The sequence below is a fragment of the Flavobacterium humidisoli genome, assembly GCF_023272795.1.
Taxonomy (GTDB): Bacteria; Bacteroidota; Bacteroidia; order Flavobacteriales; family Flavobacteriaceae; genus Flavobacterium; species Flavobacterium humidisoli.
The window spans coordinates 3865550-3891669 of sequence record NZ_CP096829.1 but is presented as its reverse complement, the minus strand read 5'-3'; the positions used below and the strand labels follow the sequence as shown (position 1 = coordinate 3891669).

At 36.3% G+C, this 26120-nt stretch carries 20 protein-coding genes; 7 read left to right on the top strand and 13 right to left on the bottom strand.

From position 1 onward, the window contains the following. The first annotated feature begins 87 nt into the window (after positions 1–87). Entirely contained in the window at positions 88–558 is a 471-nt protein-coding gene (locus M0M44_RS16710; RefSeq protein WP_248726696.1) for a hypothetical protein, read from the top strand. Positions 559–899: 341 nt separating this feature from the next. On the opposite strand, the gene M0M44_RS16705 is transcribed toward M0M44_RS16710, so the two are convergent. From M0M44_RS16705 to M0M44_RS16665, 9 genes are read right to left on the bottom strand one after another with little or no spacing between them, the layout of a single operon-like run. Then, positions 900–1400, bottom strand: a complete 501-nt coding sequence (locus M0M44_RS16705) for a cupin domain-containing protein (RefSeq protein ID WP_248726695.1) — start codon at positions 1398–1400, stop codon at positions 900–902. Positions 1401–1424: 24 nt separating this feature from the next. Beyond that, the gene (locus M0M44_RS16700; protein WP_248726694.1) at positions 1425–2486 is read right to left on the bottom strand and encodes an alpha/beta hydrolase; all 1062 of its coding nucleotides are present in this window, start codon (positions 2484–2486) and stop codon (positions 1425–1427) included. An 11-nt stretch (positions 2487–2497) separates the two neighbouring features. Beyond that, entirely contained in the window at positions 2498–3211 is a 714-nt protein-coding gene (locus tag M0M44_RS16695) for a carboxymuconolactone decarboxylase family protein (protein WP_248726693.1), read from the bottom strand. A gap of 10 nt (positions 3212–3221) precedes the next feature. Beyond that, positions 3222–3848: a flavodoxin family protein gene (locus tag M0M44_RS16690; protein ID WP_248726692.1), complete on the bottom strand. Its 627-nt coding sequence runs from the start codon at positions 3846–3848 to the stop codon at positions 3222–3224. Between the two features lie 18 nt (positions 3849–3866). Further along, positions 3867–4955, bottom strand: a complete 1089-nt coding sequence (locus M0M44_RS16685) for an alpha/beta hydrolase (RefSeq protein ID WP_248726691.1) — start codon at positions 4953–4955, stop codon at positions 3867–3869. Positions 4956–4967: 12 nt separating this feature from the next. Then, the gene (locus tag M0M44_RS16680) at positions 4968–5411 is read right to left on the bottom strand and encodes a nuclear transport factor 2 family protein (protein WP_248726690.1); all 444 of its coding nucleotides are present in this window, start codon (positions 5409–5411) and stop codon (positions 4968–4970) included. Positions 5412–5436: 25 nt separating this feature from the next. After that, the gene (locus tag M0M44_RS16675; RefSeq protein WP_248726689.1) at positions 5437–6420 is read right to left on the bottom strand and encodes an aldo/keto reductase; all 984 of its coding nucleotides are present in this window, start codon (positions 6418–6420) and stop codon (positions 5437–5439) included. 21 nt (positions 6421–6441) lie between these two features. Beyond that, a complete protein-coding gene (locus M0M44_RS16670; RefSeq protein ID WP_248726688.1) occupies positions 6442–7590 on the bottom strand; it encodes an aldo/keto reductase in 1149 nt (382 codons plus the stop codon). Positions 7591–7612: 22 nt separating this feature from the next. Then, on the bottom strand, positions 7613–8464 hold the full coding sequence (locus M0M44_RS16665; protein WP_248726687.1) for an aldo/keto reductase: 852 nt from the start codon (positions 8462–8464) through the stop codon (positions 7613–7615). A gap of 164 nt (positions 8465–8628) precedes the next feature. Here M0M44_RS16665 and M0M44_RS16660 point away from each other — a divergent pair, with 164 nt between their 5' ends. After that, positions 8629–9525, top strand: a complete 897-nt coding sequence (locus M0M44_RS16660) for a helix-turn-helix domain-containing protein (RefSeq protein ID WP_248726686.1) — start codon at positions 8629–8631, stop codon at positions 9523–9525. A gap of 396 nt (positions 9526–9921) precedes the next feature. On the opposite strand, the gene M0M44_RS16655 is transcribed toward M0M44_RS16660, so the two are convergent. The 4 genes from M0M44_RS16655 to M0M44_RS16640 all read right to left on the bottom strand — a co-directional run bounded on the left by M0M44_RS16655 (position 9922) and on the right by M0M44_RS16640 (position 13872). Continuing rightward, complete coding sequence (locus M0M44_RS16655) at positions 9922–10374, bottom strand: Lrp/AsnC family transcriptional regulator (protein ID WP_047775354.1); 453 nt, start codon at positions 10372–10374, stop codon at positions 9922–9924. Between the two features lie 226 nt (positions 10375–10600). Then, the gene (locus M0M44_RS16650) at positions 10601–11593 is read right to left on the bottom strand and encodes a bile acid:sodium symporter family protein (RefSeq protein WP_248726685.1); all 993 of its coding nucleotides are present in this window, start codon (positions 11591–11593) and stop codon (positions 10601–10603) included. 164 nt (positions 11594–11757) lie between these two features. Next, entirely contained in the window at positions 11758–12789 is a 1032-nt protein-coding gene (locus tag M0M44_RS16645; protein ID WP_248726684.1) for a methionine synthase, read from the bottom strand. Between the two features lie 30 nt (positions 12790–12819). Next, positions 12820–13872: a DUF1852 domain-containing protein gene (locus M0M44_RS16640; RefSeq protein ID WP_248726683.1), complete on the bottom strand. Its 1053-nt coding sequence runs from the start codon at positions 13870–13872 to the stop codon at positions 12820–12822. 267 nt (positions 13873–14139) lie between these two features. Between M0M44_RS16640 and M0M44_RS16635 the strand changes: the two genes are divergently transcribed. The 5 genes from M0M44_RS16635 to M0M44_RS16615 all read left to right on the top strand — a co-directional run bounded on the left by M0M44_RS16635 (position 14140) and on the right by M0M44_RS16615 (position 26119). Next, positions 14140–14769 carry a nitroreductase family protein gene (locus M0M44_RS16635; protein WP_248726682.1) on the top strand — a complete coding sequence of 210 codons (630 nt, stop codon included), beginning with the start codon at positions 14140–14142 and terminating at the stop codon, positions 14767–14769. A 1047-nt stretch (positions 14770–15816) separates the two neighbouring features. Then, positions 15817–21243, top strand: a complete 5427-nt coding sequence (locus M0M44_RS16630; RefSeq protein WP_248726681.1) for a beta strand repeat-containing protein — start codon at positions 15817–15819, stop codon at positions 21241–21243. A 76-nt stretch (positions 21244–21319) separates the two neighbouring features. Beyond that, on the top strand, positions 21320–23725 hold the full coding sequence (locus M0M44_RS16625; protein ID WP_248726680.1) for a hypothetical protein: 2406 nt from the start codon (positions 21320–21322) through the stop codon (positions 23723–23725). A gap of 77 nt (positions 23726–23802) precedes the next feature. Continuing rightward, the gene (locus M0M44_RS16620) at positions 23803–25047 is read left to right on the top strand and encodes a T9SS type B sorting domain-containing protein (RefSeq protein WP_248726679.1); all 1245 of its coding nucleotides are present in this window, start codon (positions 23803–23805) and stop codon (positions 25045–25047) included. A 154-nt stretch (positions 25048–25201) separates the two neighbouring features. Then, positions 25202–26119 carry a PorP/SprF family type IX secretion system membrane protein gene (locus M0M44_RS16615; RefSeq protein WP_248726678.1) on the top strand — a complete coding sequence of 306 codons (918 nt, stop codon included), beginning with the start codon at positions 25202–25204 and terminating at the stop codon, positions 26117–26119. Position 26120 lies beyond the last annotated feature (1 nt).

Here is a 26120-nt window from a genome sequence, read left to right as displayed (position 1 = left end):
AATATATTCAGATACTTAAACAGTAAAAATAAATTTTAGGCACATTTCTTGTTCTATCAAATATGTTAATGAATAAAAAGTAACATTATGAAAACTATTAAATATTTTTTGATTGGAATACTGTTCCTTTCTTTTAGCTATACACAGGCTCAGATATCAGTAAACGTTAATATTGGAACTCCTCCTGCATGGGGACCTGCCGGTTATACAGATGTTCGTTATTATTACCTGCCGGATCTTGAAACCTACTATGATGTAAGCACATCAAATTATGTTTATCTGAATAATGGAAAATGGGTTAGAACCAGATCTCTACCATATGCTTATAGAAATTATGACCTTTATACTGAATACAAAGTAGTTTTGACTGATTATAGAGGTGACAGACCTTATGATAATTTTAAAAACCATAAAGTAAAATATGGAAAAGGCTATAAAGGACAGCCTCAAAAAACAATTGGTCAAAAGCCCGGTAAAGGAAATAATAAAGGAAAAGACAATGGACACCACGATAATGGGAACCATAATGGAAATGGGAAAGGAAACGGGAAACATTAATCCAAAAGAGGCTTTTAAGCCTCTTTTTTTATTTATTTTCAGTACGAATTGATAAAATGATTGATGGAGAAATAATCTTTATTGGAAAGAACTGTTTACAAGATTGATTACTTATCAATTCGACTTCATCCTTTTTCTTACACAAAAGTTAATGCAGTTTTTAAAGAATTTAAACCAGCAAATTTTTGTGGCTGAATCGTGGCACACTATTTTTTGATAAAATAAAAACTCAGCAAAATCAAGTGCTCAAGAATTTAGGTTCGAAGGTTATGTGCTCATATCTTTTCGCAGCGTATGTATTACTTAATGTGTTTTCCATTTAGGTAACTTTATGTACTCTTTTATAATTGTTTCTGTGTTTTATTGTACTCAATATCACTAACCGTTTCCAGCCAAATCGTTTCTCCTTTTTCTCGTCCTGTAATTGCAACCTGAATAAACTTCTTATCTGTGCTCGCACCATGCCAATGCGGAACGTCTGCAGGGCATTTAATCACATCTCCCTTATTGACAATAATTTTTGGTTTTCCTTTTTCCTGGTAATATCCAACTCCGTCAAGAGCGAGTATAATCTGCCCTGCGGGATGACTGTGCCATTTGGTTCTTGCTCCAGGCTCAAAAGTTACACTTCCAACAGCATTCTGATTAGTGCTGTCTGCCTGCGCCAGATTATTCAACCATACTTCTCCTGTAAAATTCTTATTTGTGATTTTATCGCCCTTCGGAAAAATTAAATCCAAATCTGCCTTCTGTTCTTTACCATCTTTACAAGAAACTACAGCCATTACAATACAGAATAGAAAAGCTATCGCTGTGCTTTTTGATAAATTTATTAGCTTCATAATGTTTTATTTTAATTTAAAATATCAAATATTGGCCTGATAAAAACTCAGTAATTTAGTGACAGCCTGAGAAACATATTCTTGTTTATAATAGGTTTGTATGTGAGTAGCGCCCTCAATAACAAAAAGTTCCTTGGTTTTTGCATTAACTGCTTTTGGAAAAGCTTCATCGGTCATATACTTGGTATCGGCTTTGCTTCCCGCAATCATCAGCAATGGCTGGTTGATTAGATCCATATTCGTTGCAGCATCCCAGGTCATTAAGTCCAGCAGACTGCTCATAGTATAAAGGAAAGTTGAATTTGGATGCGCATAAGTTCTATAGTAGTACTCATATCCTTCACGATATAAATCAGTTGATGTTTTTGCAATTTCTTCGTCGGTGATACTCGCTACACCAGCGTAAATCATTTTACCGCCTGCAGCTTCCTGGGCGCGGGCTTCTGTTGCTTTTTGTAATCTTTCCTGAATTGTAGCCAATTGGGAATTTTGAAAACCATTACGCCTTACCTCACCAGAATTGAACATACTCAATGTTGCTACTGCCTTAAAACGTTTGTCTGATTGTGCTGCTTTCAATGTATAACCGCCGCCGCCGCAAATTCCAAGAATCCCCAGACGATTGGCATCTACTCCCGCATATTGAGTGATAAAATCAGCCATACCGTGAATATCTTCAACACGGCTTGCCGGTTTATCAGTATGACGTGGCTCTCCTCCGCTTGCTCCTTGGTATGCTGCATCAGCGCTAATGGTTATATACCCATTCTCAGCCAGACGCTGCGCATAAAGTCCTGCTGTCTGCTCTTTGATACCGCCATTAGGATGTGCTATTACAACTGCAGGATATTTCTTTGAAGCATCATAATTTGCAGGTGTGTAAACATTGGCAGCGATATCAATTCCGTTAAGTTTATATTTTACGGGATGAATATTTACTTTACCTTTTTCATTTTTAGTTATCGCGCCATCATACACTAAGGTAAATGGATTGTGCTCATACCTTTTTTGAATAGTTTGTGCATGTGCCATATTTATAGTAATTACGGTTAGTATTAGTGCTTTTATAATCGATACATTTTTCATGCTTTAATTTTTTATTTTTTGGCTTTTAATACCTCGCTTAACACTTTTTGTGCAGCCGAAGCTTCCTTTCCGCCAATCGTTGTTTTGATAATTTCAACAAATTCCTGGAGCTGTTTTGGCGTTAAACCCAAATTCAGGCAGATATTCAAATGTGATTGCAGCATAGGTTCTGCATCTCCTATAGTGGCTATTACAGAAACCGTTACCAATTCTCTTTCAGAATAAGTTAAAACATCACGTTCAAAAATATCTGCAAAAAGATGTTCTTTCAAAAAAACGTCAATTTCCGGTGCAAAGGCAGAATAGCCTGTTTTTGGTCCGTCCTGCGATGCCTTGGTAAGCTCTGCCAATACTGCTTTACCACGCTCATATTTCGAACGCTCGTCCTTTATAGGTGATGCCTCTACTCCAATTGTATCGGTTATTCCTTTTGCTTTACGTTCTTCCAGTACAGCCATAAAAGTCTGCAGTCCGCGAATGCTTCTTGGAAATCCGCAGTAGGCGTATAAATGCACCAGTGTTTCCTTAATCTGATTAACGGTCAAACCTGCGTCAAGTCCTTTATTTAATTCCGTTTTCAATTTTACTAAATCACCTTTGGCTGTAAGTGCTCCAATTTTTACAATTGCCTGCTGCTGCCTGCTTAAACTCTGATTTTGATCAGTCTGCGAATTTCCTTCTGCACAAGCAAATACAATCATTATAAGTATCGAGAGTGTTTTCATTTTTTTTTATTTAATTAAAACCAATTTTCTTAAGCCAGTTTTGAACTTCAGTCTGAACCTCTTTCTCCTTGCCGCCTTCCATCACAAATAAAACCCCGTCTCTTTCTATTCCGCCTTTTGTAGAAAAACCTTCTAAAACGGTACTTTTAGGGCATAACTCTTTTACAGTTTGAAAAGTGCTCCCTATCCCATAACCGGCATTGGTATTGAATGGGATAACTGTTTTCCCTTCCAGATTGTACTGCTTCAAAAAACTTTTCATAGGCGGTGGCAGTTGCATTCCCCATGTTGGAAAGCCTACAAATACAACATCAAATTTTTCAATATTGTCTATCTTGGTTTTAAGCGGAGGGAGAAAACCTGTTTCGTTTTCTTTGGCAACCTGGCTGACTATTGTTTTATAATCCTCCGGATAAGGATTTTGCAATTCCAATGCTGTCAATGTGCCTCCCACATTCTTATGAATCATCTCTGCAACTGCTTTGGTATTTTTTGTTCGTGACAGATACATGATCAGTATATTTTTATCGGTTTGTACCGCTGTCTTATCCTGAGATGCTTCCTGCGCTTTACTGCAGCCTGAAAACAGGCAGGCAGCTGTTGTAAGCATAAAGCAGATTGCTGTTAGTTTCTTCATTTTCTTGTTTCTTTCCAGTTACTTATCCAATCCTTTTTCTTTTAACCAGTCAGACATAAGATCTGCAATCTGGATATTATTTAAATCTGAAAATGGAAAGTGCGTATTGCCTTTAATTCCAATTTCAGGAAGATGCACCACTGTTACATCGCCGCCTCTTTTGTTTACGGCATCTCGCCATAGTCTTGCCATTTCCAAACGTGAACGCCATCCGTCCGCTCCGGAATTCTTTGATGGTTTATCGGGAATATTATCTCCGTAATAAATTATAATAGGAATTTTCGTCAGCTTCATAAAATCGTTAAGGGGAATGCCGGTGGCTTCAAGTGCTCCCGCAGAACTCGCTATGGGCGATGGAACCTCTCCTTCAGGAAATAAAAATCCGCTTCCCGGTTCATAAGATACAATGGCTTTTACATTCTGATTTTTAATTGCTGTCATCCAGCCCATTCCGCCTGAATAGGAATGCGTGACAAGAATTGCAGGACCTGTTTTTGTAAACAGCTCAGCAGCCGCATCTGTAGTAACATTCAAATCAATTGTACCTAAATTTGGAGTCATCGATCGGAAGTACTGATTAAGCGTTTCTTTATCTCTGGCAAACTGCACTCCCTCAAAATAATCGGGCCAGATTCCCACGCGGAATACGCCAAACCATTGCTGCTCATCCGGAACTGGTTTTATAGAAGCCTCCGAAGTACTTCTTCCTGCATTTCCTCTTCTGGGCTGATCGATCAGATAAACAGGATAATTTCTGCGCAGAAAAATATTCTGAAACCCTTCACGCCCGTCTGGTGTGGTTTCCCAAGTCTTGGAAAACTGGCCTATGCCGTGCCACATGACCAATGGATATTTGTGCGCATTGGCTGGAATCTGATAAAAAACATAAGCATGATCTCCGTGAAAGGTCTGTCCTGCCGGCGTAATATTATAAGGATCAAAAGTTCCCGGGTTTTCAATTATGGTTCCGCCAACAGCAAAGCTTCCCTGCTCTTCTATAAGTATTGGCTTTTGTTTTACTTTTTTCTGCGCTGTAATGGAGGAGCCTGCCGTTATCAATAACAGACATAAAATGATCCAATTGTAAATGATTTTGTTATTCATCATATTTTAGTTCTTTTATTTTTCAGGCGTCATGACTTTAGTAAACGACAATGAACCCAGCTTCCAGCCATTAATGCCTTTTACATATACTTCGGTTACTATAAAAGGATTGGTTACTTCATTGCCTCCCACTACAGCCAATAGTGTAATTTTGTTTAAAAGTATGGCTGTATTATCGATAATGTTTACTGAAACTTCATGAACATCAGCTTTCTTATAATGAATTCCTCCGCTTTTAATTACATTGATTTCCTGCGTCTTTCCCCAACTCCCTCCCATATGAACAAAGACAGATTTATCATCAAACAATGGTGTAAGTTTATCTACATTCTTATCAGCCATCCATTGCCATTTTTGCTTTGAAAGCTGTATTATTTCCTCTTCCGCAGTATTATTTTGAGCAAAAGAACTGTTCATCGTTAGAATGAATATCAGTAGTTTAAAAAATGATTTTTTCATACTATTTTTAGTTTATAATTATTTTTTACTTACCAACTCTATCCTGCAACTGCTGTGGGTAACGTGCACCAACAATTTCTATGTTTTTAAGAGCAAGATTTATATTGTTTAATTCTTCTTTGCTTAAATGAATTGCTGCTCCTCCAATATTTTCTTCCAATCGATGCAGTTTTGTAGTTCCCGGAATTGGCACAATCCAAGGTTTTTGAGATAATAACCAAGCTAGAGCAATCTGTGATGGTGCGGCATTTTTTTGTGAAGCAATTGTTTTTACTAACTCTACTAAAGTTTGATTGGCTTTTCTGTTTTCTTCTGAAAATCTGGGAACAATGTTTCTAAAATCTGATGATTCAAATTTTGTATCTTCATTTATTGCTCCAGTCAAAAAGCCTTTTCCAAGCGGACTGAAAGGCACAAAACCAATTCCTAGTTCTTCTAGAACCGGAATAATTTCTTTTTCAGGTTCCCGATAAAATAAGGAATATTCGCTCTGCAGCGCTGCAACCGGCTGTATAATATGCGCTCTTCGAATGGTCTCTGCACCCGCTTCTGAAAGTCCAAAATGTTTTACCTTTCCTTGCTGAATTAACTCTTTTACCGTTCCCGCAACTTCTTCGATAGGCACGTTGGGATCAACTCTGTGCTGGTAAAGCAAATCAATCGAGTCAGTTCTTAATCTTTTAAGTGAAGCTTCGACCACTCCTCTAATTCTTGCAGGACTGCTGTCCAGACCTTTTGTCGAATCACCTCCCTGAAATCCAAATTTGGTTGCAATAACCACTTCTTTACGAAATGGTTCTAAAGCTTCACCAACAATTTCTTCATTTATAAAAGGACCATAACATTCTGCTGTATCAAAAAAAGTAACACCTTTTTCAAAAGCAGCCCTGATTAAAGCTATGGCTTCATTTTTTTCTGTTGCTTTTCCGTAACCAAAACTCAGTCCCATACAGCCGAGTCCAAGAGCAGATACTTCAAGTCCGTTATTTCCTAATATTCTCTTTTCCATTATCTTTATCTTTAAATTAGATTATTTCTTTTTTTCGGGAGCTTCTACATCCGAGAAAGCCAATACCCCGGCAGGCAATCTTTCACCTGCAATTTTAATGGCATTTAAATCCTTATTAAATTCCTGCCATTCGTTTGCAGTAAATTTTATTTGAGATGCTCCTGTGTTCTCCAGCATATGAGCCATTTGGGTTGTTCCCGGAATTGGTACTATCCAAGGCTTTTGTGCCAGCAGCCATGCCAGTGAAATTTGAGCCGGTGCGGCTTTTTTCGCTATGCTCCATTTTTGAATTAATTCAACCAAAGCCATATTTGCAGGTAGGTTTTCAGGCGAAAATCTGGATTCAATACCGCGGATATCACCAGGTGCGAATCGTGTGTTACTGTCAATGGCTCCTGTGAGAAAACCAACACCAAGAGGACTCCAAGGCACAAATCCGATTCCCAGTTCTTCGCATAAGGGAAGAATCACTTTTTCAGGACCCCGCCATAATAATGAATATTCATTTTGAATAGCTGTAACTGGATGAATTGCGTGTGCACGTCTTACGGTTTGATGACCCGGCTCGCAAAGTCCATAATGCAGTACTTTACCTTCCTTGATCAGATCTTGTATTACGCCGACAACATCCTCAATTGGAACCTGAGGGTCAACACGGTGCTGATACAATAAATCAATTCTGTCTGTTCGCAGGCGTTTCAGCATTCCTTCCACCACCATTTTAATATGTTCAGGCTGGCTGTTTAAACCCGGCAAGCGTTTTCCTGTCTCCTGATCAATGTTCCAGCCGAATTTTGTAGCAATTGTAATCTTATCACGAAAAGACTGAACCCCTTCTCCTAAAATTTTCTCTACCTCCAAAGGTCCGTAAGCTTCAGCAGCGTCAAAAAAAGTGACGCCGTTATCATAAGCTGATCGGATAATTCGGTGCATTTCAGGTCTTGAAGGAATTGTGGTCTGGTAATTACGGCTCATATTCTGTACACCGATACCAATGCTGGAAACTTCCAGTTTTCCCAGTTTTCGCTTTCCGGGAGCCGTTAGTGGAATCTGATTATATTCTTCTAAAATGATATCCTCTCTTCCAGAATTCGCAAAAGAAGCAAAAGGAAGCAGTGCACTTCCTGCCAATGCCAAACCCGCCGTTTTTAATATTGATCTTCTATCCATTTTAAATTTTATCTCTAGTTAGTTATCTGTTTAATGTTCGCTCACTCAGCCATTTTACCATGTTGGGATCTCTGTGATCAAAAAACAGGCTTGCGTTGGTATCTAAAGTTTTGATAGAAGCCATGTCTTCATCTGTTAATTCAAAATCAAAAATGTTGAAGTTTTCTGCCATTCTTTCTTTACGGACTGATTTTGGAATCGCCACTACTCCTCTTTGAATGAGCCATTTCAGGATAACCTGCGCCGTAGATTTATTATATTTCGATGCAATTGCTGTTAGAATTTCATTTTGAAAAATATCATTTTTCCCTTCTGCAAACGGCCCCCAGGATTCAATTTGAATATTGTTTTCCTGAAGAAATTGCTGCGATTCATTCTGCTGATGAAAAGGGTGCGTTTCAATCTGGTTTACGGCCGGCGTAAAGCCGGTATTCGATACTAAGTCCATAACTCTGTCCGGATGGAAATTAGAAACACCAATCGCTTTTACCTTTCCTGCATGGTATAATTCCTGCATGGCGCGCCACGATCCGTAGATATCTCCATAAGGCTGATGGATAAGATATAGATCCAGATAATCCAATTGCAGCAGATCCAAAGATTTCTGAAAAGCTTTTAAGGTATTTTCATAACCTGCATCGCTTACCCAAAGTTTTGTTGTAATAAAAAGTTCTTCCCTTGCAATGCCACTTCGTTTAATTCCGTTTCCAACAGCCTGTTCATTCATATACGACGCTGCTGTATCAATTAGTCTGTAACCTGTTTCGATAGCATCAACCACAGCCTGTTCACATTCTGCCTGATCCTGCATTTGAAAAACACCAAACCCTAAAATGGGCATTTCAACTCCGTTGTTTAATTTTATAGTTTGCATTGTAACACGATTTTATAATTCTATTATTACAAATCTCCGAACTAAAAGTATGGTTTTTGGTATACGGATTACGGAATCTCCTACCAAGATTACTGATTCAGAGTAGACTGCTGTTAAAACTGTACTTAAATAGTTAAATTTGTGTAACAAACAACGATGAAGACATGGGACAGGTATTTAACTTCGAGACTATTCAGGAGTATAATGATTTTAATAATCATGAAACATTGCATCCTTTAGTAAGTATAATTGATTTTAATAAAGCTAAACCAAGAACAGGTTCAAGGATGAATTTTGAATTGTACTGCATATTTCTTAAAGATGTAAAATGCGGGGATTTGAAATACGGCCGTAATTATTACGATTATCAGGAAGGAACCTTAGTTTTCGTATCTCCAGGCCAGACCATTGATGTAGAAAACAAAGTAGATTACTATCAGCCCGCAGGACATGGGTTGGTTTTTCATCCGGATTTAATTCGAGGCACCTCACTTGCTAAAACTATTAGTGACTATAACTTTTTCAGCTACAATACAAGTGAAGCTTTACACTTATCAGAGAAAGAAAAACAGCTTGTCTTTGATTGTTTTTCTAAAATAGAAACTGAATTAAAGCAGTCTATTGACAAACACAGCAAAAAACTTATTGCTTCAAATATTGAATTATTTTTGAATTACTGCGAAAGGTTCTATGACCGTCAGTTCATTACCAGGGATACAACCAACAAAGGAATTGTTGAAAAATTTGAAGAATTATTAAACAGTTATTTTTCATCGGATAAACCAAATATCTTAGGACTTCCTTCCGTAGCGTATTATGCCGGCGAACTTAATTTGTCTCCTAATTATTTTGGTGATCTTATTAAGAAAGAAACGGGAAAATCTGCTCAGGAATACATTCAAAATAAAATAATAGATACTGCTAAAAATAAGATATTCGATTCAACAAAAACTATTAATGAAGTCGCCTATGAATTAGGTTTTAAATATCCGCAGCATTTTACGCGTTTTTTCAAACAGCATGTTGGAAGCACTCCTAATGAATATCGGATTTTGAATTAAAAAATGGTGATCTTTACCAAGCAATACTCTTCAGAGTCGAAAAATATTAGTGAATAATGCATTTTAACATTTAACCCGTACGATACATACAAACCACTTACAAATAAAAATAATTATCTTACAAATCAATAGAAAAATAAACCAATTTCTTTAAATCATTCATTAAATGTTTTTTAAACTGTAAACATTACTAAAAGAGACAACTAGAAATAGTTATCTCTTTTTTTATGCACTAATATGTAGATTTTTCAAGCCTTACAACCTAACATTTCATGGTTCGATTTTTTGATAAGAAATCCTTAGACTTGCTTTGAAACAAACAGTCTTAAAGTGGTGTTGTCAGAGATATAATCAAAGCTGGACGACGGTTCGAAATCCCGTTAAGCCATCACGTAACTATCCATACATATTTTTTATCTCCGACATAACAAAGGTGCTTTGGGTACTCCCTATGCTTTCAACTGACCCCAATTTATTAAACACAAAATCCTGATAATGTTTCATGTCTTTAGCAGAAACTTTCATTAAAAAATCGTAATCACCCGAAATATTATAACATTCCACAACTTCTTCGATTTTCATAATATCGCTAACAAACTGATTCCCGATATTACGATCGTGCTGTTTAAGTTTGATATTACAAAAAACAATGAAACCTCGATTTAATTTTTCTGCATCAAGGAGTGCTATATACTTCTTGATATATCCGTTGTTTTCCAATCTTTTAATCCGCTCAAAAACAGGCGATGCAGAAAGATTTACCATTTTAGCAAGTTCTTTTACAGTGTATTTAGAATTATCGTGAAGTATATTTAATAACTGAAGATCAATATCGTCTATTTGCTCCATAGAATATTAATTTAAACAAGTTTAATTTATTTTTATATCAGAATAAAATTCTTCAAATATAACCAAAAACAATATAAAAATCTTATTTTATACTAGATAAAAACATACTATACTGCAACATTTGCCTTCACAGTATAAAAATCTAAAAGGCATTATTTTATAGTAGGGAGCGTTATCCTTAGTACCCTTTATATAAAAAAGATAAAGAGCTATGTCATCAATAAAATTATACTTCTTTTCGTCGAGCCATACCCTGAGCGATGATACTAGCGGAAATCAATTGCAAGGCATGGTAAAGCATGAGCGGCAGCAATACGATGCCTGTGATCGTATTGTGCTGAAAAAGTACTTTTGACATAACAGTGCCGTGTACCAATGACTTTTTAGACCCACAGAATAAGACAGTAATACGGTCTTCATCTGAAAAACCAAGTAGACGGCTGAATAGTCCGACACAAAAAAATACGGCGAAAAACAACGCCATCATCCCTGTAGCGAGTCCAGCAAGTTCAAGGGCGGTAAAACCTTCAAAAAGATGTTCGGAAAATGATTTGCAAAACGACGTGTAAATAATGGTTAGAATAACTGCCTGATCGAAATATTTGAGCTGTTTCTTGTATTTTTCGGCAATGCTGCCGAAACGGGAATTGAGGCTTATGCCGATGATCACAGGCAGCAAGACTTGCAGAATCAACTTTATGACGATTTGAGTGACATCAAAATCGCCTGTTGCAGAAGCTATAAACAGTCCAACCCAGAGCGGCGTAACCACTACTCCGATCAAACTGGAAATACTCGCATTAAAAATGGCTGCGGGAATGTTTCCCTTGGCGATGGAAACCATTACCACGGAAGAGGATACTGTAGACGGTAAAGCTGCCAGAAAAAATACACCCAGCCAAAGCAGCTCGTAGCCGTTATTAACAAACAACGGGCGAAATGGTAAAACTAGGAGCGGAAAAAATAAAAAGGTTGTCAACTGGACCACAATGTGCATTTTCCAGTTGGAAAGTCCAGCTTTTAGTTTCTCAACACTCAGTCGCATGCCATAAAACAAGAAAATTAAGGAAACGCCAGCATTGGCAATTTCCTCCAGCGAAATAGGTTCTTTAACCATGCCTGGCTTTGGCAAAAAATAAGCCATCAGAATCATAGCGGCTATCATTAACAGGAAACCGTCGAAACCTGCTTTTTTTAATACTTCTAATAATTTCTTCAATGTTTTTTTAATATTATTCTCCGTAGAGTCAAGATTACAAAAATATCTACGCGCATAAACGTAGATTCTCCAGATTCATTAGTCTGTCCGCAGAGTAACTCTGTTAAATTCTACGGACAGCAGGCTTCAAACAGGGAAACCATATTCTAATTAATACATTGAGACTAAATCCCAAGTTCTTTGCGTATAATTTCTGCTCCTGCGCTTAAAGCACTTAACTTGCCTCTGGCTACGTTTCGAGATAGCGGAGCCATACCGCAATTTGTAGAAGGGTAAAGATTTTCGGCATCGACAAACTCAAGAGCTTTACGCAGGGTATCAGCTACTTCTTCTGGTGTTTCGATAGTGTTGGTTGCCACATCAATGGCACCGACCATTACTTTTTTACCGCGAACAAGTTCCATTAAATTTAAAGGCACATTGGAGTTGTGACATTCTAAAGACACCACATCAATTTTTGATTTTTGAATTTTCGGAAAAATTTCTTCGTATTGTCGCCACTCTGAACCTAATGTCTTTTTCCAATCAGTATTTGCCTGTATTCCATAACCATAACAAATATGAACTGCAGTTTGACAGTGTAAACCTTCAATGGCTCGTTCTAATGCTGCCATTCCCCAATCGTTTACTTCATCAAAGAACACATTAAATGCAGGTTCATCAAACTGGATAATATCTACTCCTGCGTCTTGAAGTTCTCTTGCTTCTTCATTGAGTGCTTTCGCAAATTCCCATGCCAATTTTTCCCGGCTTTTATAATGGTCGTCGTACAAGGTATCTACCATTGTCAGAGGGCCTGGCAATGCCCATTTTATAGGCTTAGTAGTCTGTTTACGTAAGAATTTAGCATCTTCAACAAAAACTGCTTTCTGGCGTGCAACCTCACCTACGACCACTGGAACACTCGCGTCATAACGGTTACGGATTTTTACTGTTTTACGATTTTCAAAATCTACACCGCTTAAATGTTCGATAAAAGTCGTTACAAAATGCTGGCGTGTCTGCTCGCCATCACAAATAATATCTAGATCTGCCAATTGCTGTTCCTGCAAAGAAATGCGTAAAGCATCTTGTTTCCCTTCAAGCAGCTGATCACCTTCTAATTTCCATGGCGACCAAAGTTTTTCGGGTGGTGCAAGCCAGGCAGGTTTAGGTAAACTTCCAACAATAGAGGTGGGTAATAATAATTTCTTCATAATAGTATAATATTAATGCGTTGTAATCAATTAAAGGGTAAAATTAGCAGACCATTGTTCCAAGAGACTTTTGTAAGGCTTAATGAAATGTTCTTCTGCATATTTACCCTGTTCAACAGCCAGTCGACTGCGCTCTTCGCGGTCATAAACCACGCGGGTAAGTGAATAATCATCGTGTTTAAGACTAGGTTGATAGATTTTCCCAGCCACTGAATTTGCATTGTAAATTTCAGGGCGATAAATCTTCTGGAAAGTCTCCATCGTGCTTATTGAGCTGATTAGTCCAAGATCAGTATAATCAGCAAGCAGATCTCCAGAATGATAAAAAGCCATTGGTGCCACACTATTCGCAGGCATGAAAAAACGAACTTTTAAACCCATTTTAGAGAAATATTCATCAGTGATAGAGTACTGATCCTGCAGATACTCAAAACCCAGAACCGGATGCTGATACTCCGTGCGAGTATACGTTTTGTTACTCGATACACTGAGACAAATGATCGGTGACATCTTAAAATGCTCTTTATAAGTGGAAGAATTCACAAAGCACTTATAAAGTTTTCCGTGCAAATCACCAAAATTTTCAGGAATAGAAAAAGTAGATTTATTTTTATTGTGCTCAATCAATAAAATACTGAAATCATAATCCCGAACATAAGAGGAATAATTATTTCCGGCAATTCCTTCGATTTGCTGGCCAGTATTACGGTCAATAATATTGGTTTTTAAAACTTCAATCATCGGTAGATCGTTACTACCATTCTTATCATCAATACTCATTGTTACTGTGAGGATTTCAAGTTCTACACGGTAACGATCCCCTTTTGGATTATCCAGATGAGCCAATGCATTGAATCGATTGTTAATCATATTTAAGGCATTACGTAAGTTTTGCTTGCGACTAGCTCCTCTGGCCAAGTTGGCAAAATTGGTTGTCAAACGCGTTTGACTTGAGGGGTGATAATTTTCATCTAAACAAGTGCTCTTTAATTTGAATGCAAAATCATTCTTGATTGTATTCTGGGTGTTTTCAATATCCTGCTTTTCGTTTATTCCCCTATCTTCTTGTATGTTCGCTTTCATCTGATGATAATATTTAGTTTTTTATCCTGCAAATTTGAAAATAAAAGATTAAATATTTTTATTTATACTTAAAATCAGATAATTATTCTTTTTATATAAATTTTTAAAGATTATTAATCTTTAAACAAACATAATAATGAAGAAAAACAGATAAATATTCTTTAGTGAACTGAAATGATTTGATTTGGAGTTTCCTAGAGCACTTCAAAAACTCGAAAAAGAAAACAATATCATTTATATTTGCCAAAACTTAAGATAGACATAGTAATGAATTTGATAGAAAATTTAAAATGGCGCTACGCCACAAAAGCTTACAGTAACATTAAAGTAACAGAAGAAAAGGTCGATCAGATCTTAGAGGCTATAAATCTTTCAGCATCTTCTTGCGGTCTGCAATCTTATCGTGTTTTTGTTGTAAGCAATCCAGAAATCCAAAAGAAATTAGGTGCTGATTCGTATAACGGACAGATTAGCTCTTGCTCTCATTTGCTAGTTTTTGCTGCATTCACTGACATGTCTTCGACTTACATTGACGATTACATGGCAATGACAGAAAAACAAAGAGGTCTTGATGCTGGTGCCTTATCAGGATTTAGAAATGGATTGCATTCCTATTTTAGTGCTATTAACGCAGAGCAAAAAGCCCTTTGGGCCGCCAAACAGGCTTATATTGCTCTAGGAACTGCACTTATTGCTGCGGCAGAATTGAAAGTGGACGCCACTCCTATCGAAGGATTTAATGCCGCCATTATCGATGCCGTTTTGGGTTTGAAAGAAAAAGGATTGCAGTCTACAGTTATCCTCGCTTTAGGATATCGGGATTCGGAGAAAGACTATATGGCAGCTACGAAAAAAGTTCGTTTGCCTATAGATGAAATGATAACGAAAGTTTATTAATGTTATTAGATATGTTACTTATTGCGATAATAGTATACGTTCAACCTTGAAGACTTGATACTTTTTTCTGTCACAAAAAGCTCAGGCAAATTATACAGTTTTTATCCTGTATAATTTTTGTGACAGAATCACGGAGTATTGCATTATGAAAAATTTAAAAGACGTCTTTTATCTGAGGCCTCAAATTCAGAAATCTTTGAAAGATTTCAACTAATGTTTTTTCTTCTATTTGATTTTTTCCATCAATAGCTTTTAATTTTTAAGATTTTTGGTGTGACTTGATTCTCTTTTTTTAGTTCGTTATAGTCATCAATTTTTAATATTCCGGCTATAAATAACTTTCTGCATCGAGAAAGGGTCAGCCCCCTCCTCATTTTTTTTTCTTTAATACTTTTTGAGAATATAATTAACTCGCTTCTATGTCTTTATATTCTAGTTTTCCAATTTTTTTTATAATTCAACTTCATTCTTCGAGAGTATCAATTGTCGAAGTTTATTGTGATAACGGTCATTAAGAAATAATACATTTAATCTTGTTTTACAGCATTATTGATTGAGCAAAAACCTAAGATTTTCAATCGTGATGTTATGATTTATTCATTCACTTGTACTTCAAAGTGGAATTAACTAATTCAAAGAATAGGTTATTTACAAAAAAAACACTGTTTATCAAGTAATTACATACTCAATACTAGCTTTTTTATTGTTTCAAATAAATCAAAATTGTTTCATATTATAAAATGCAACCATTTTTTGAAGCATGGAGCGCTATTAAAAATTCCTTGTCAATGCGCTCTGTTTTTAGTATTCCTATCTAAACGTTTCATAAATATTGGGCAGATGACAAAAAATAAATATAACTCTATATTTTTTTAACATTTGTCGTTATGTAAAATTTCTACCTTTATAATTCTACAAATAATATCTTACAAAAACACTACCTGCCTTTCTTTTGGTTGTTTTTCAATACAAAGCCTCATTTTATATTCCTTGAATTTAGAAAAGTCTGCTCCTTAACGACTATTGCACAATTTAAAATATTTAAAAATGAAAAAAACATTACTCCTTACATTTTTTATTATTTGCTATTTAGGTCCAATAAACGCTCAAGTAGGTATTGGAACACCAATGCCAAATGCATCTTCTCAATTAGAAGTTGTTGCAGCCGACAAAGGTGTATTAATTCCTAAAATTAGCTTAACAGGTTCGACTGATGCCACTACAATTTCAAATGGCAATGTTAATAGTTTATTGGTATTTAATACTTCTACTATTTCTGATATTAAACCAGGTTATTACTACTGGTATGATAACAAATGGAATAGAATTGTAATATCAAATGAAATAACTACAAATCCAGGTACAGTTATTTACAACCCTACAAATCAACAATTCACTTATATTGACGCTTCAGGAAATACGCAAATTATTGATATAAGCTCAATTGTAAAAGCAAATGAAACAATCACCTCACTTATAAATAATGGTGCTGGTTCTTATACCTATACTAACGAAGCCGGTATAGCTGTGAATATAGACATTGTTGGCGATGTAACAACTAATTTCAGTACGATTGTAAACAATCCAGCAGTAACAAATATCATTCAGGATATTGTAAATAAAACGGAGGGAAATGTAACTTTTGACTCTACAACAAATCAGTTTAGTTATGTTGATGCTTCTGGTAATACACAAATAATTGATATTAGTACTATTGTAAAAGCTAATGAAACGATTACTACACTAGAGAAGGATGCTGCTAATAATGGTCAATACACCTATACAAGCGAGAATGCAACTAAAACTACAATTGATATAGTTGGAGATGTAATAAACAATGCGAATACAATTTTAAATAATTCAACTTTTATCAATCAATTAACCAACATCATCAAAGCAAATGAAACACTAACAAGTCTTACATATGATAGTACAGCAAATACTTTAACTTATATAGATGAAAAGGCTGCACCATATACAATTAATTTATTGGATTTGGTAGGTGATGCAGAAACTCAGACAACATTAGTTTACGATCAAACAGCGAAAACCTTAACATATAATGGTGAAAGTGGAACTCCAACAGTAATTAATTTGGTTGATTTGGTTGGTGATGCTGAAACAGTTACAACAATAACTCCTGCTCTGACAACAGGAAACACTATAGCAACATATAATAATGAAGCTGGATTATCTGTTGATATTAAAGAAACAGTGACAACTCAAAGTCAAGATCCAGTAACGGGAGTAATTACTTTTACTAATGAAACCGGAGTTGCGGTCACGTCGAATGTCATTAGTTCTGAGCCTACTAATATAATTACTGCTGGTAATGATGGAGGTGCTCTATTAACCCCTACTGCAATTACAAGTATTACTACTGTTTCTAATACATCAACAGTTAATACTGCAACAGTAACGGTAAACGGAGTGACAAGTACCGGAGCGCCAATTATCAACAGCAACGAAACGGCATTAACAGGCGCAACTTTAACCACAACTGTTAATGGAGTTGCAAGTACTGCATTAGATTTAACTCCCGCAATTACAGCAGGCACAACCAATGCTCTGAGCCTGGCTGGCAATACCCTAACCTCTAATGTAAATGGAGTTTCTACAACTTCAGATGCTGTAAGCGGCGTTTCAAATGCTTCAACAGTTAATACTTCAACAGTAACGGTAAACGGAGTGACAAGTACCGGAGCGCCAATTATCAACAGCAACGCCACATCAATCACGGGAACTAGTTTGACCACAACCGTAAACGGAGTAGCAAGCACTGCGCTGGATCTGGCTCCTGCACTTGCTGCGGGCACGACCAATACTTTAACAGCTGTAAATGGTGACTTAATATCAACCGTAAATGGAGTAGCAACTGCCCCCGTCCCAATAGTAATATCATCTGATAATGGATTAACTACAGTAAACGGTAACGTTCAATTAGGCGGATCACTGTTAACTCCAACAACAATAATTACTGATTCTGCGAATACTTTAGCCATAACTGGTTTACAGGCTGGAACAGTAAATGATAATATAGTAGTTTCAGGTACTGGTGGAGTTTTAAAAACAATATCATCTACAGCTTTAAATGTAAATGATTGGCATTTATTAGGCAATAGCGGAACTAATGAATCTGTTAATTTTATAGGAACAACAGATGATCATGATTTGGTTTTCAAGAGAGATAATAATCCAGCGGGTTTACTTAATCGCAACAATACATCTTTTGGGGTGTTCGCACTAAATATTGCTTCTACTGGAACAGGAAATACTGCAATGGGTAGATATTCCCTTTTTAGCAATACATCTGGATTTTATAATACCGCAATGGGTGAAAATTCATTATATAATAATACAACTGGTGCTGAAAATACTGCATCTGGACATTTAGCCTTGCTAGACAATACGACAGGAAATTTTAACACTTCTTCTGGATATGGCTCTCTGTCAGGTAATACTAGCGGCAATAGAAATACTGCATTCGGTAATGGTGCTGGCAATAATAACACCACAGCTTCTAATAATACATTTTTGGGCGCTGGAGCTAATTTAAGTGCATCAGGATTAAATGTCTCCAATGCCACTGCTGTTGGTTACAACGCGAGAGTCGCAACGAGCAATAGTTTAGTTTTAGGAGGCAGTGCGGCTGATGCTGTAAATGTTGGAATAGGTATTGATACACCAACAAATACTTTACACATAAAACCATTAACTGGTGTAAATCCTGTTCGCATAGAAGGGCTGCAGGCTAGTTTGTCGGGAACAGACAACATCATAGTAGCTGATGCAACAGGCATTTTAAGAACAGTAACACCAAGCTCATTAATTCCCGCTACTACAGTTTCAAACACCTCAATCGCAAACAGTTTAAGCACTACTGTAAATGGAGTAACAGGAACTGCAGTTCCTATAATTAACAGCAATGCCACATCACTGACTGGAACTAGTTTAACCACAACCGTAAACGGAATATCAAGTACAGCGCTGGATCTGGCTCCTGCAATTGCTTCTGGAGAAACTACAACCAATCTTTCTCAAGATACTGCAACAGGTGTTATCACCTATACAAATGAAAATGCAGACATACAGACTGCAGTTTTAAAAAGCGCCGATGCTGGCAATATCCTTGCTATAGGAACCGATGGCGGAGCATTACTTACACCATCTGGAATTACAGCGGCAACAACAGTATCAAACGCTTCTTCTGCCAATACTTCAACAGTAACGGTAAACGGAGTGACAAGCACTGGAGCACCAATTATTAATAGCAATGTTATAACTACTACAAACGGTATTTTAGTGTCTACTGTAAATGGAATTGCGACAACTCCCGGAGTATCTGTTTTATCGACTGCTGACAATGGTTTAACGGCTAATAACGGAAATATAAAATTAGGCGGAACACTTACGACTCCAACAGTAATTACTACCGATGTAACAAATACACTGGCAATAGAGGGGTTGCAGACAGGAGGAATAACAGATAATATTGTTGTGTCAGATGCGACTGGTATTTTAAAAACAATTACCCCTGCAACTCTTAACGCAAATAGTTGGAATATTTTTGGTAACACAGGAACAGATGCTAGTTTAAATTTCTTAGGCACAACAGATAATGTAAACCTGGTTTTTAGAAGAAATAATATGCCAGCTGGAAGAATTGAAACAGACAACACTTCTTTTGGTGTTAATGCATTAAATATAGCTTCGACTGGGATTCGGAATGTTGCTTTGGGGACATCTACACTTCCTTCAAATACTTCGGGGGAATCTAATACTGCTTTAGGAAATTTTACCCTATATAGCAATACAACAGGATCTAATAATACTGCTTTAGGAACCTATGCCTTGTCTACTAATACAATAGGTGATTTTAATACTGCAACCGGACTTCTTGCCATGCAGGAAAATGCTTCGGGAAATCATAACACCACAGTAGGTTACTCAGCACTTGCAAGTAATCAAACAGGAAGTAATAATACAGCAGTAGGTTCTGTTGCTGGTGGTATTGGCGGATTTAATGGTTCTGGAAATACCTTTATTGGTAATAATGCCAATCCAACAAATAGTAACCCTATAAATAATTCGACAGCTATTGGAAATAATTCAAAAGTAGCAACAAGCAATAGTTTGGTTTTAGGAGGTATGGCAGCTGATGCTGTAAATGTTGGAATAGGTATTGATGCACCCACAAACACTTTACACGTAAAGCCTTTAACAGGTATAAATCCTGTTCGTGTAGAAGGTTTACAGCCAAGTGTTTCAGGAACTGATAATGTTGTCGTGGCAGATGCAACTGGCGTTTTAAAAACTGTAACTGCAAGTTCTTTAGTTCCAGCGACAACAGTAGTCAATACATCAGCAGGAAATGATTTAAGCACCACAGTAAACGGAGTTGCCGGAACGGCAGTCCCTATAATCAACAGCAATGCAACATCACTGACTGGAACGAGCTTAACCACAACCGTAAACGGATTAGCAAGTGCTGCATTAGATTTAACTCCTGCTATTAAGGCCAGCGAAACCCTAACTACAATAAATCCAATTGTAACTACTGGTAACATTATCGCCACCTATACAAATGAAGCTGGTGGCACACCTGTTGAGGTGAAAGAAACTGTAACTTCTTTAAAAGATGTTGTTACACAAATAACAGATCCATTTGGGCAATTATTTGATTTGCATACTTTGACTTATACAGATGAAACAAATACGCCTAATCCAATTGATTTATCAGTTTTGGTGAAAGGTGTAGAAACCTTAACATCGTTAGTATATGATGGTGCAAATCACTCTTTGATTTATAGTGATGAACATGGAAATGCCACAGAATTTAAAATGGTTGATTTAATTGGAGAATCGGAAACATTAACCAATTTACAAGTAAATGCTACAACAGGAACCCTAGATTATACAGACGAAAACAAAATACTAACTCAATTAGATTTAGGCGCTGCGGTAAAAGAACCTTGGTATAGTACAACAACCCACACTGGAGCTACACTAAATTCAGAAGATATTTATACTAATGGATGGGTAGGAATTGGATACACAACCTCATCTACTGCACCAAATGAAAAACTGAGAGTTAACGGCGCAATTTCAACAGTAAATACCTACTATGCTGATTATGTATTTGAAGATTATTTTAAAGGAAAATCCGAAATCAAGGCTGATTATAAATTTAAACGTCTACCAGAAATTGAAGATTATATTAAAAAACACAAACATCTTCCCGGAATAACCCCTATTAACAAGCTCGAAAAAACGAAAGAAGGATACGCATTTAATATGTCTGAACTATCAATTCAGTTATTAGAAAAAACAGAAGAAATTTATTTACACATTATAGAGCAAAATAAAGAGATTGAAGCAAAAGATAAAGAAATAAAAGAATTGAAAGAAGCTTCAAAAGCAATGAATTTGCGCCTAGAAAGGCTGGAAAAACTAATAACAGAAAAGAATAATTAATGCCAGTTATTATGTTTTGGAAGTTCTAAAGCAAGAAGTGGCAAGTAATATTATTACGGACTTAAATATTAAGATTATGAAAATAACATTATATAAAACCAACAAAAATATCTGTGCAGTATTCTTTATTTTATTCAGTCTTTATTCTCTTAAAGCGCAAGTAAATAATACTAAAATAAAAGACGGAACAGTAAGTACCGGACCAGAAAAAGCTAAACCTGGAGCAATATTCGAATTGGAGAGTAACAATAAAGGAATGCTGACTTCCCGACTAACCACGGCACAGCGAGATGCAATACCTGTGGCTAATTTGACAGATGGTTTATTAATATTTAATACAACAACAGGATGTTTTGATTATTGGAGCCAAATTCAGAATATATGGTTGAGTATCTGTGGAACTTTACCTCCAGCTGTATTTGAAATTACAACAGCTCAATGCAGTGCAGTTCAAGCTTTTGGTTCCTATGCTGTGGGTGCAATGCTTATTGCATCTAATTATTTAACAGTACCAGTCACTGTCTCACAGCCTGGAGTTTATACAATTTCGGCTACTACTACTAATGGCTATTATTTTGGATCAAGCGGAACTTTTCCTACAGCAGGAACCTATACCTTAAATTTACCTGGCACCGGTACCCCAAATAATGGTTATGTTGTACCAGATCCCGGAGATCAAGTGAATATTGTATTGAATGGTAAAACCAGTTCTTGTGTTCCATATATTTTTATTAGTAAGCCAGATGTTGACTATGTAATAAATTGTGGTGTAATAAATCCATTAGGGAATTACTATATTGGAATTCCTTTAACATCTTCAAATAAAATTACGGTTAGTATAAGTCCATCAGTTTTAGGCTTTTGGAGTATGAATACCAATACTGTAAATGGCTATTCTTTTAGCGGAACAGGGACATTTACAGATTTAACACCTAACCAAACCATTGAGCTTTTAGGAACAGGCACCCCAGATGCATCAGGTACTAACAATTTTAACCTTGTCTCTAATGCAACGACACAAGCAACAGCTTCATGTAACGGTATCCCAATTACAGTACAAGCAGTAGCTTATACTATTGATTGCGGTACGGCAACACAAAATGGAACTTATATGCAGGATGTTCCTTTAACGGCACTCAATACAATTACATTACCTATAAATGTGACAGCAACTGGAAAAACAACAATTACCACTACTACTGCAAACGGAATTTCTTTTACATCGGGATTGGTAAATTTATCTGCTTTGGGCGCGCAAAATATTACATTAACAGGTTCTGGAACTCCAACAGCTTCAGGAACAACAGCACTAACAGTATCTGGAACACCAGGCGCAGTAGCAACCTGCGGATTAAATGTAACAATAGCTCCACAACCTGTTACTTACACAACCAATTGTGCCGGAATTACAACAGCTGGTAGTTACGCACCAGGTGTAGCAATGCTACCAGCAAATACCATGACTGTACCAGTAAATGTAACGTATGTTGGTGCCTATAGTATTACAACAAATACAGTAAACGGAATCAGCTTTTCGGCAAGCGGAACATTTAGTGCCACTGGATCCCAAAATGTAATATTGACAGCAACAGGAACGCCAATTTCAGGCGGAACTTTTTCGTACGCAATAACTGCCAATAGTACTAATGGAAGTACAGCTTGTAACAAAAGCGTCACTTTTGTTTTCCGTACTATGAAAGTATTAGGATTGGGAGACGGAATGTATCAGCCAGGAACTGCTGGAACAGGAGATGCTTCAAGAGCCATTTTAGCTTCAACAGCAAATTTCAGTCCCACGGGAACATTTCAGGTACAAAGCATTACAATTATAAATGGTGGAAGTAATCAAGGAACTACACTTAAAAACTTAATCAATACCAATAATATAGATATTATAGTAATCGGTTATAATTATCTGCCAAGCGCAGCATCAATTACTATTTTAAATGATTTTGTTCAGAATAAAAAAGGTGTGTTGATTCATTCGCAAGAAAACGATTCATCTGGTGCTGCCAGCTTAATTAATACAATTTGCGGTTCATCAACAGCAGTTGTTTCTGGTACAGGAACAACTTATACCAATCCTGTTTTAAATGTTTCAGATCCTATCCTACAAGGTCCGTTTGGAACCATTACAGGATTTAACCTAGGAAGCGATGTAAACAATTCTTATTATGTTACTGGACTACCTGCAAACGTAACGAATCTCTCAACTCAAAATGGAAATGCAACCAGAATATTTTCATTTAAACATAATACTTTAGGATATGTTTATGTTGGAGATTCTGGCTGGACTGCGGGAACAGTTTCCAATACTTCGACTACAACATGGCCAGCAAAATTTGCCTCTACTGGACAGCCTTTGTCAAAAGCATATGATTCTGGAATTACAGTCTATAATAGTATCATGTATGCGAATGCTGTGGCGTGGGCTATTAAATATGTGCAGGATAATATTAACTCTAGTTATGTTCTTCCTTAAAAAAAATAAATTGAATACAGATCTCTTTATGATAATAGAGAGGTCTGTATTATTTAACGTTTAAATGCTAGATCACGATGAAAATACATATAATAAAAATTCTAATATGTGCACAATTCATTAATAATATTACTGCGCAAACTATCAATACGGGAGATTTATCCATTACTCCAAACACGGAGTTTTCAACCTTATTTAATTTTGATAACAAAACCACAGGTGATTTACTTATTGATGGTAATTTTATTGCCTATGCTAATTTTAATAATGATGGATTAGTTACTTACAGTAATGCCAGTAATGGACAAACTTTTTTCATAGGAACGAAGCAACAGCTTATTTCAGGAACACAAATCGCACATTTTCAGAATATTATTTTTGAGAATTCATCAGAATTAGTTCCTTTTCATTTAAATACAACTATTGAAATTGGAAACAATGCAACATTTAAAAACGGAATTATTGACGCCGATACTTTTAATGGAAAAATGATTTTTGACCAAAATGCTTTTCATACAGATGCCAGTAATCTGAGTTTTGTAGATGGAAAAGTAGAAAATATCGGTGATCTCGATTTTGAATTTCCTATTGGAGATCAGTTATATTTCAGGCCATCCTATCATGATAAAGGAGCAAATGCCAATAATATTTACACAACTCAATACTTTTTACAAAATGCAGGAAATCAGTATCCCTACACAAGCAAGGATGAAACGATTATATCTATTGATGAAGTTGAATATTGGAACTTAACTCAAGATCAAGGTTCAGAAAAAATTATACTAAGTCTTACTCTTGACACCAATACAACACCAGCTTCTTTTTTTGAAGAAAATCCAAATACCCAGCTAGGAATAGTACGTTGGGATCAAGCTGTCCAAAAATGGGTAAATGAAGGCGGAGTCACGACCAATCTCTTGACAGGAGCCAATTATTCTAAACTAGTTACCACACAAGTCGGAGGCTATGGCCTTTTTACAATTGCGATTGTAAAAAACACAATTACTCCAGATTCAGATCTAATTATTTACAATGCCGTATCTCCTAATGGCGACGGTATTAATGATAGCTTTTATATAAAAGGAATTGATAAATACCCAGACAACCGTGTAGAAATATACAACCGATGGGGAGTAAAAGTATATGATGCCACATCCTATAATGAAAATGATGTGATGTTTAAGGGATATTCTGATGGGCGAAGCACAGTAAAAAGAGGTGAAGGATTGCCTGCTGGAACCTATTTTTATGTTCTAAAATACAACAAAGACAATACAATAATCGAAAAAACCGGTTATCTATATATTACAAATGATAAATAAGATTGAGATTTAAAATGTAAGTAGTTTAAATTTTAACCCTTATTAAACTGCTCTTGTTTTTAATAATTATTCAGATTACTATTAAAAATCTTAATTGCGCTATTTAACGTAATTTCAAGACAATGCAAAAGTAGTAGTCATAAATATTCGTACCATGAAAACAAAGTTACTCCTTTTTGCCATTGTGCTTATAACCAATGCCAGCTATGCACAGCAAGACGCACAATACACACAGTATATGTATAATACCATTAATATAAACCCCGCTTATGCTGGATCACGTGGGGTTTTGAGTATTTTTGGGCTCTATCGAACGCAGTGGGTTGGCCTTGATGGTGCGCCAGAAACAAGCAGTTTCTCTATTAATACTCCAATTAATAATAGCAGACTTGGTGTTGGTCTTTCTTTAGTTAATGATAAAATCGGTCCTACAAACGAGAACAATATATCGGCAGATGTTTCTTATACCATACAAACATCGCCCGATTTTAAACTTTCTTTTGGTATTAAAGGAACGGCTAATATTTTTAATCTTGACATTAACAAGCTGAATCCTGAAGATCAAGGAGATCCGCAATTTCAGGATTTAGATAATAAGTTTTCTCCCAATGTGGGAGCTGGTGTTTACTGGCATTCAGATAAAGCTTACATCGGATTTTCAGTTCCTAATTTCATCGAGACCAATCGATATGATGACAATGATGTAGCCATCTATAAAGACAAAATCAATTACTACTTAATGGGAGGTTACGTCTTTAATCTCGATAAGTATCAATATTACAAATTCAAACCTGCTGTACTGGCAAAAATGGTAGAAGGAGCACCGCTTCAGGTCGATATTTCTGCCAATTTTATGTTTATTGACCGATTTGTTGTTGGTGTCGCATACAGATGGAGTGCCTCATTAAGCGCAATGGTTGGATTTCAAATCACTGACGGACTTTATTTGGGTTATGGATACGACCGTGAAACCACACACCTTAATAATTACAATTCAGGATCACACGAGATATTTCTCCGTTATGAATTCTTCAAAAACAATGGTAAAATGACAACTCCTCGTTTCTTCTAAA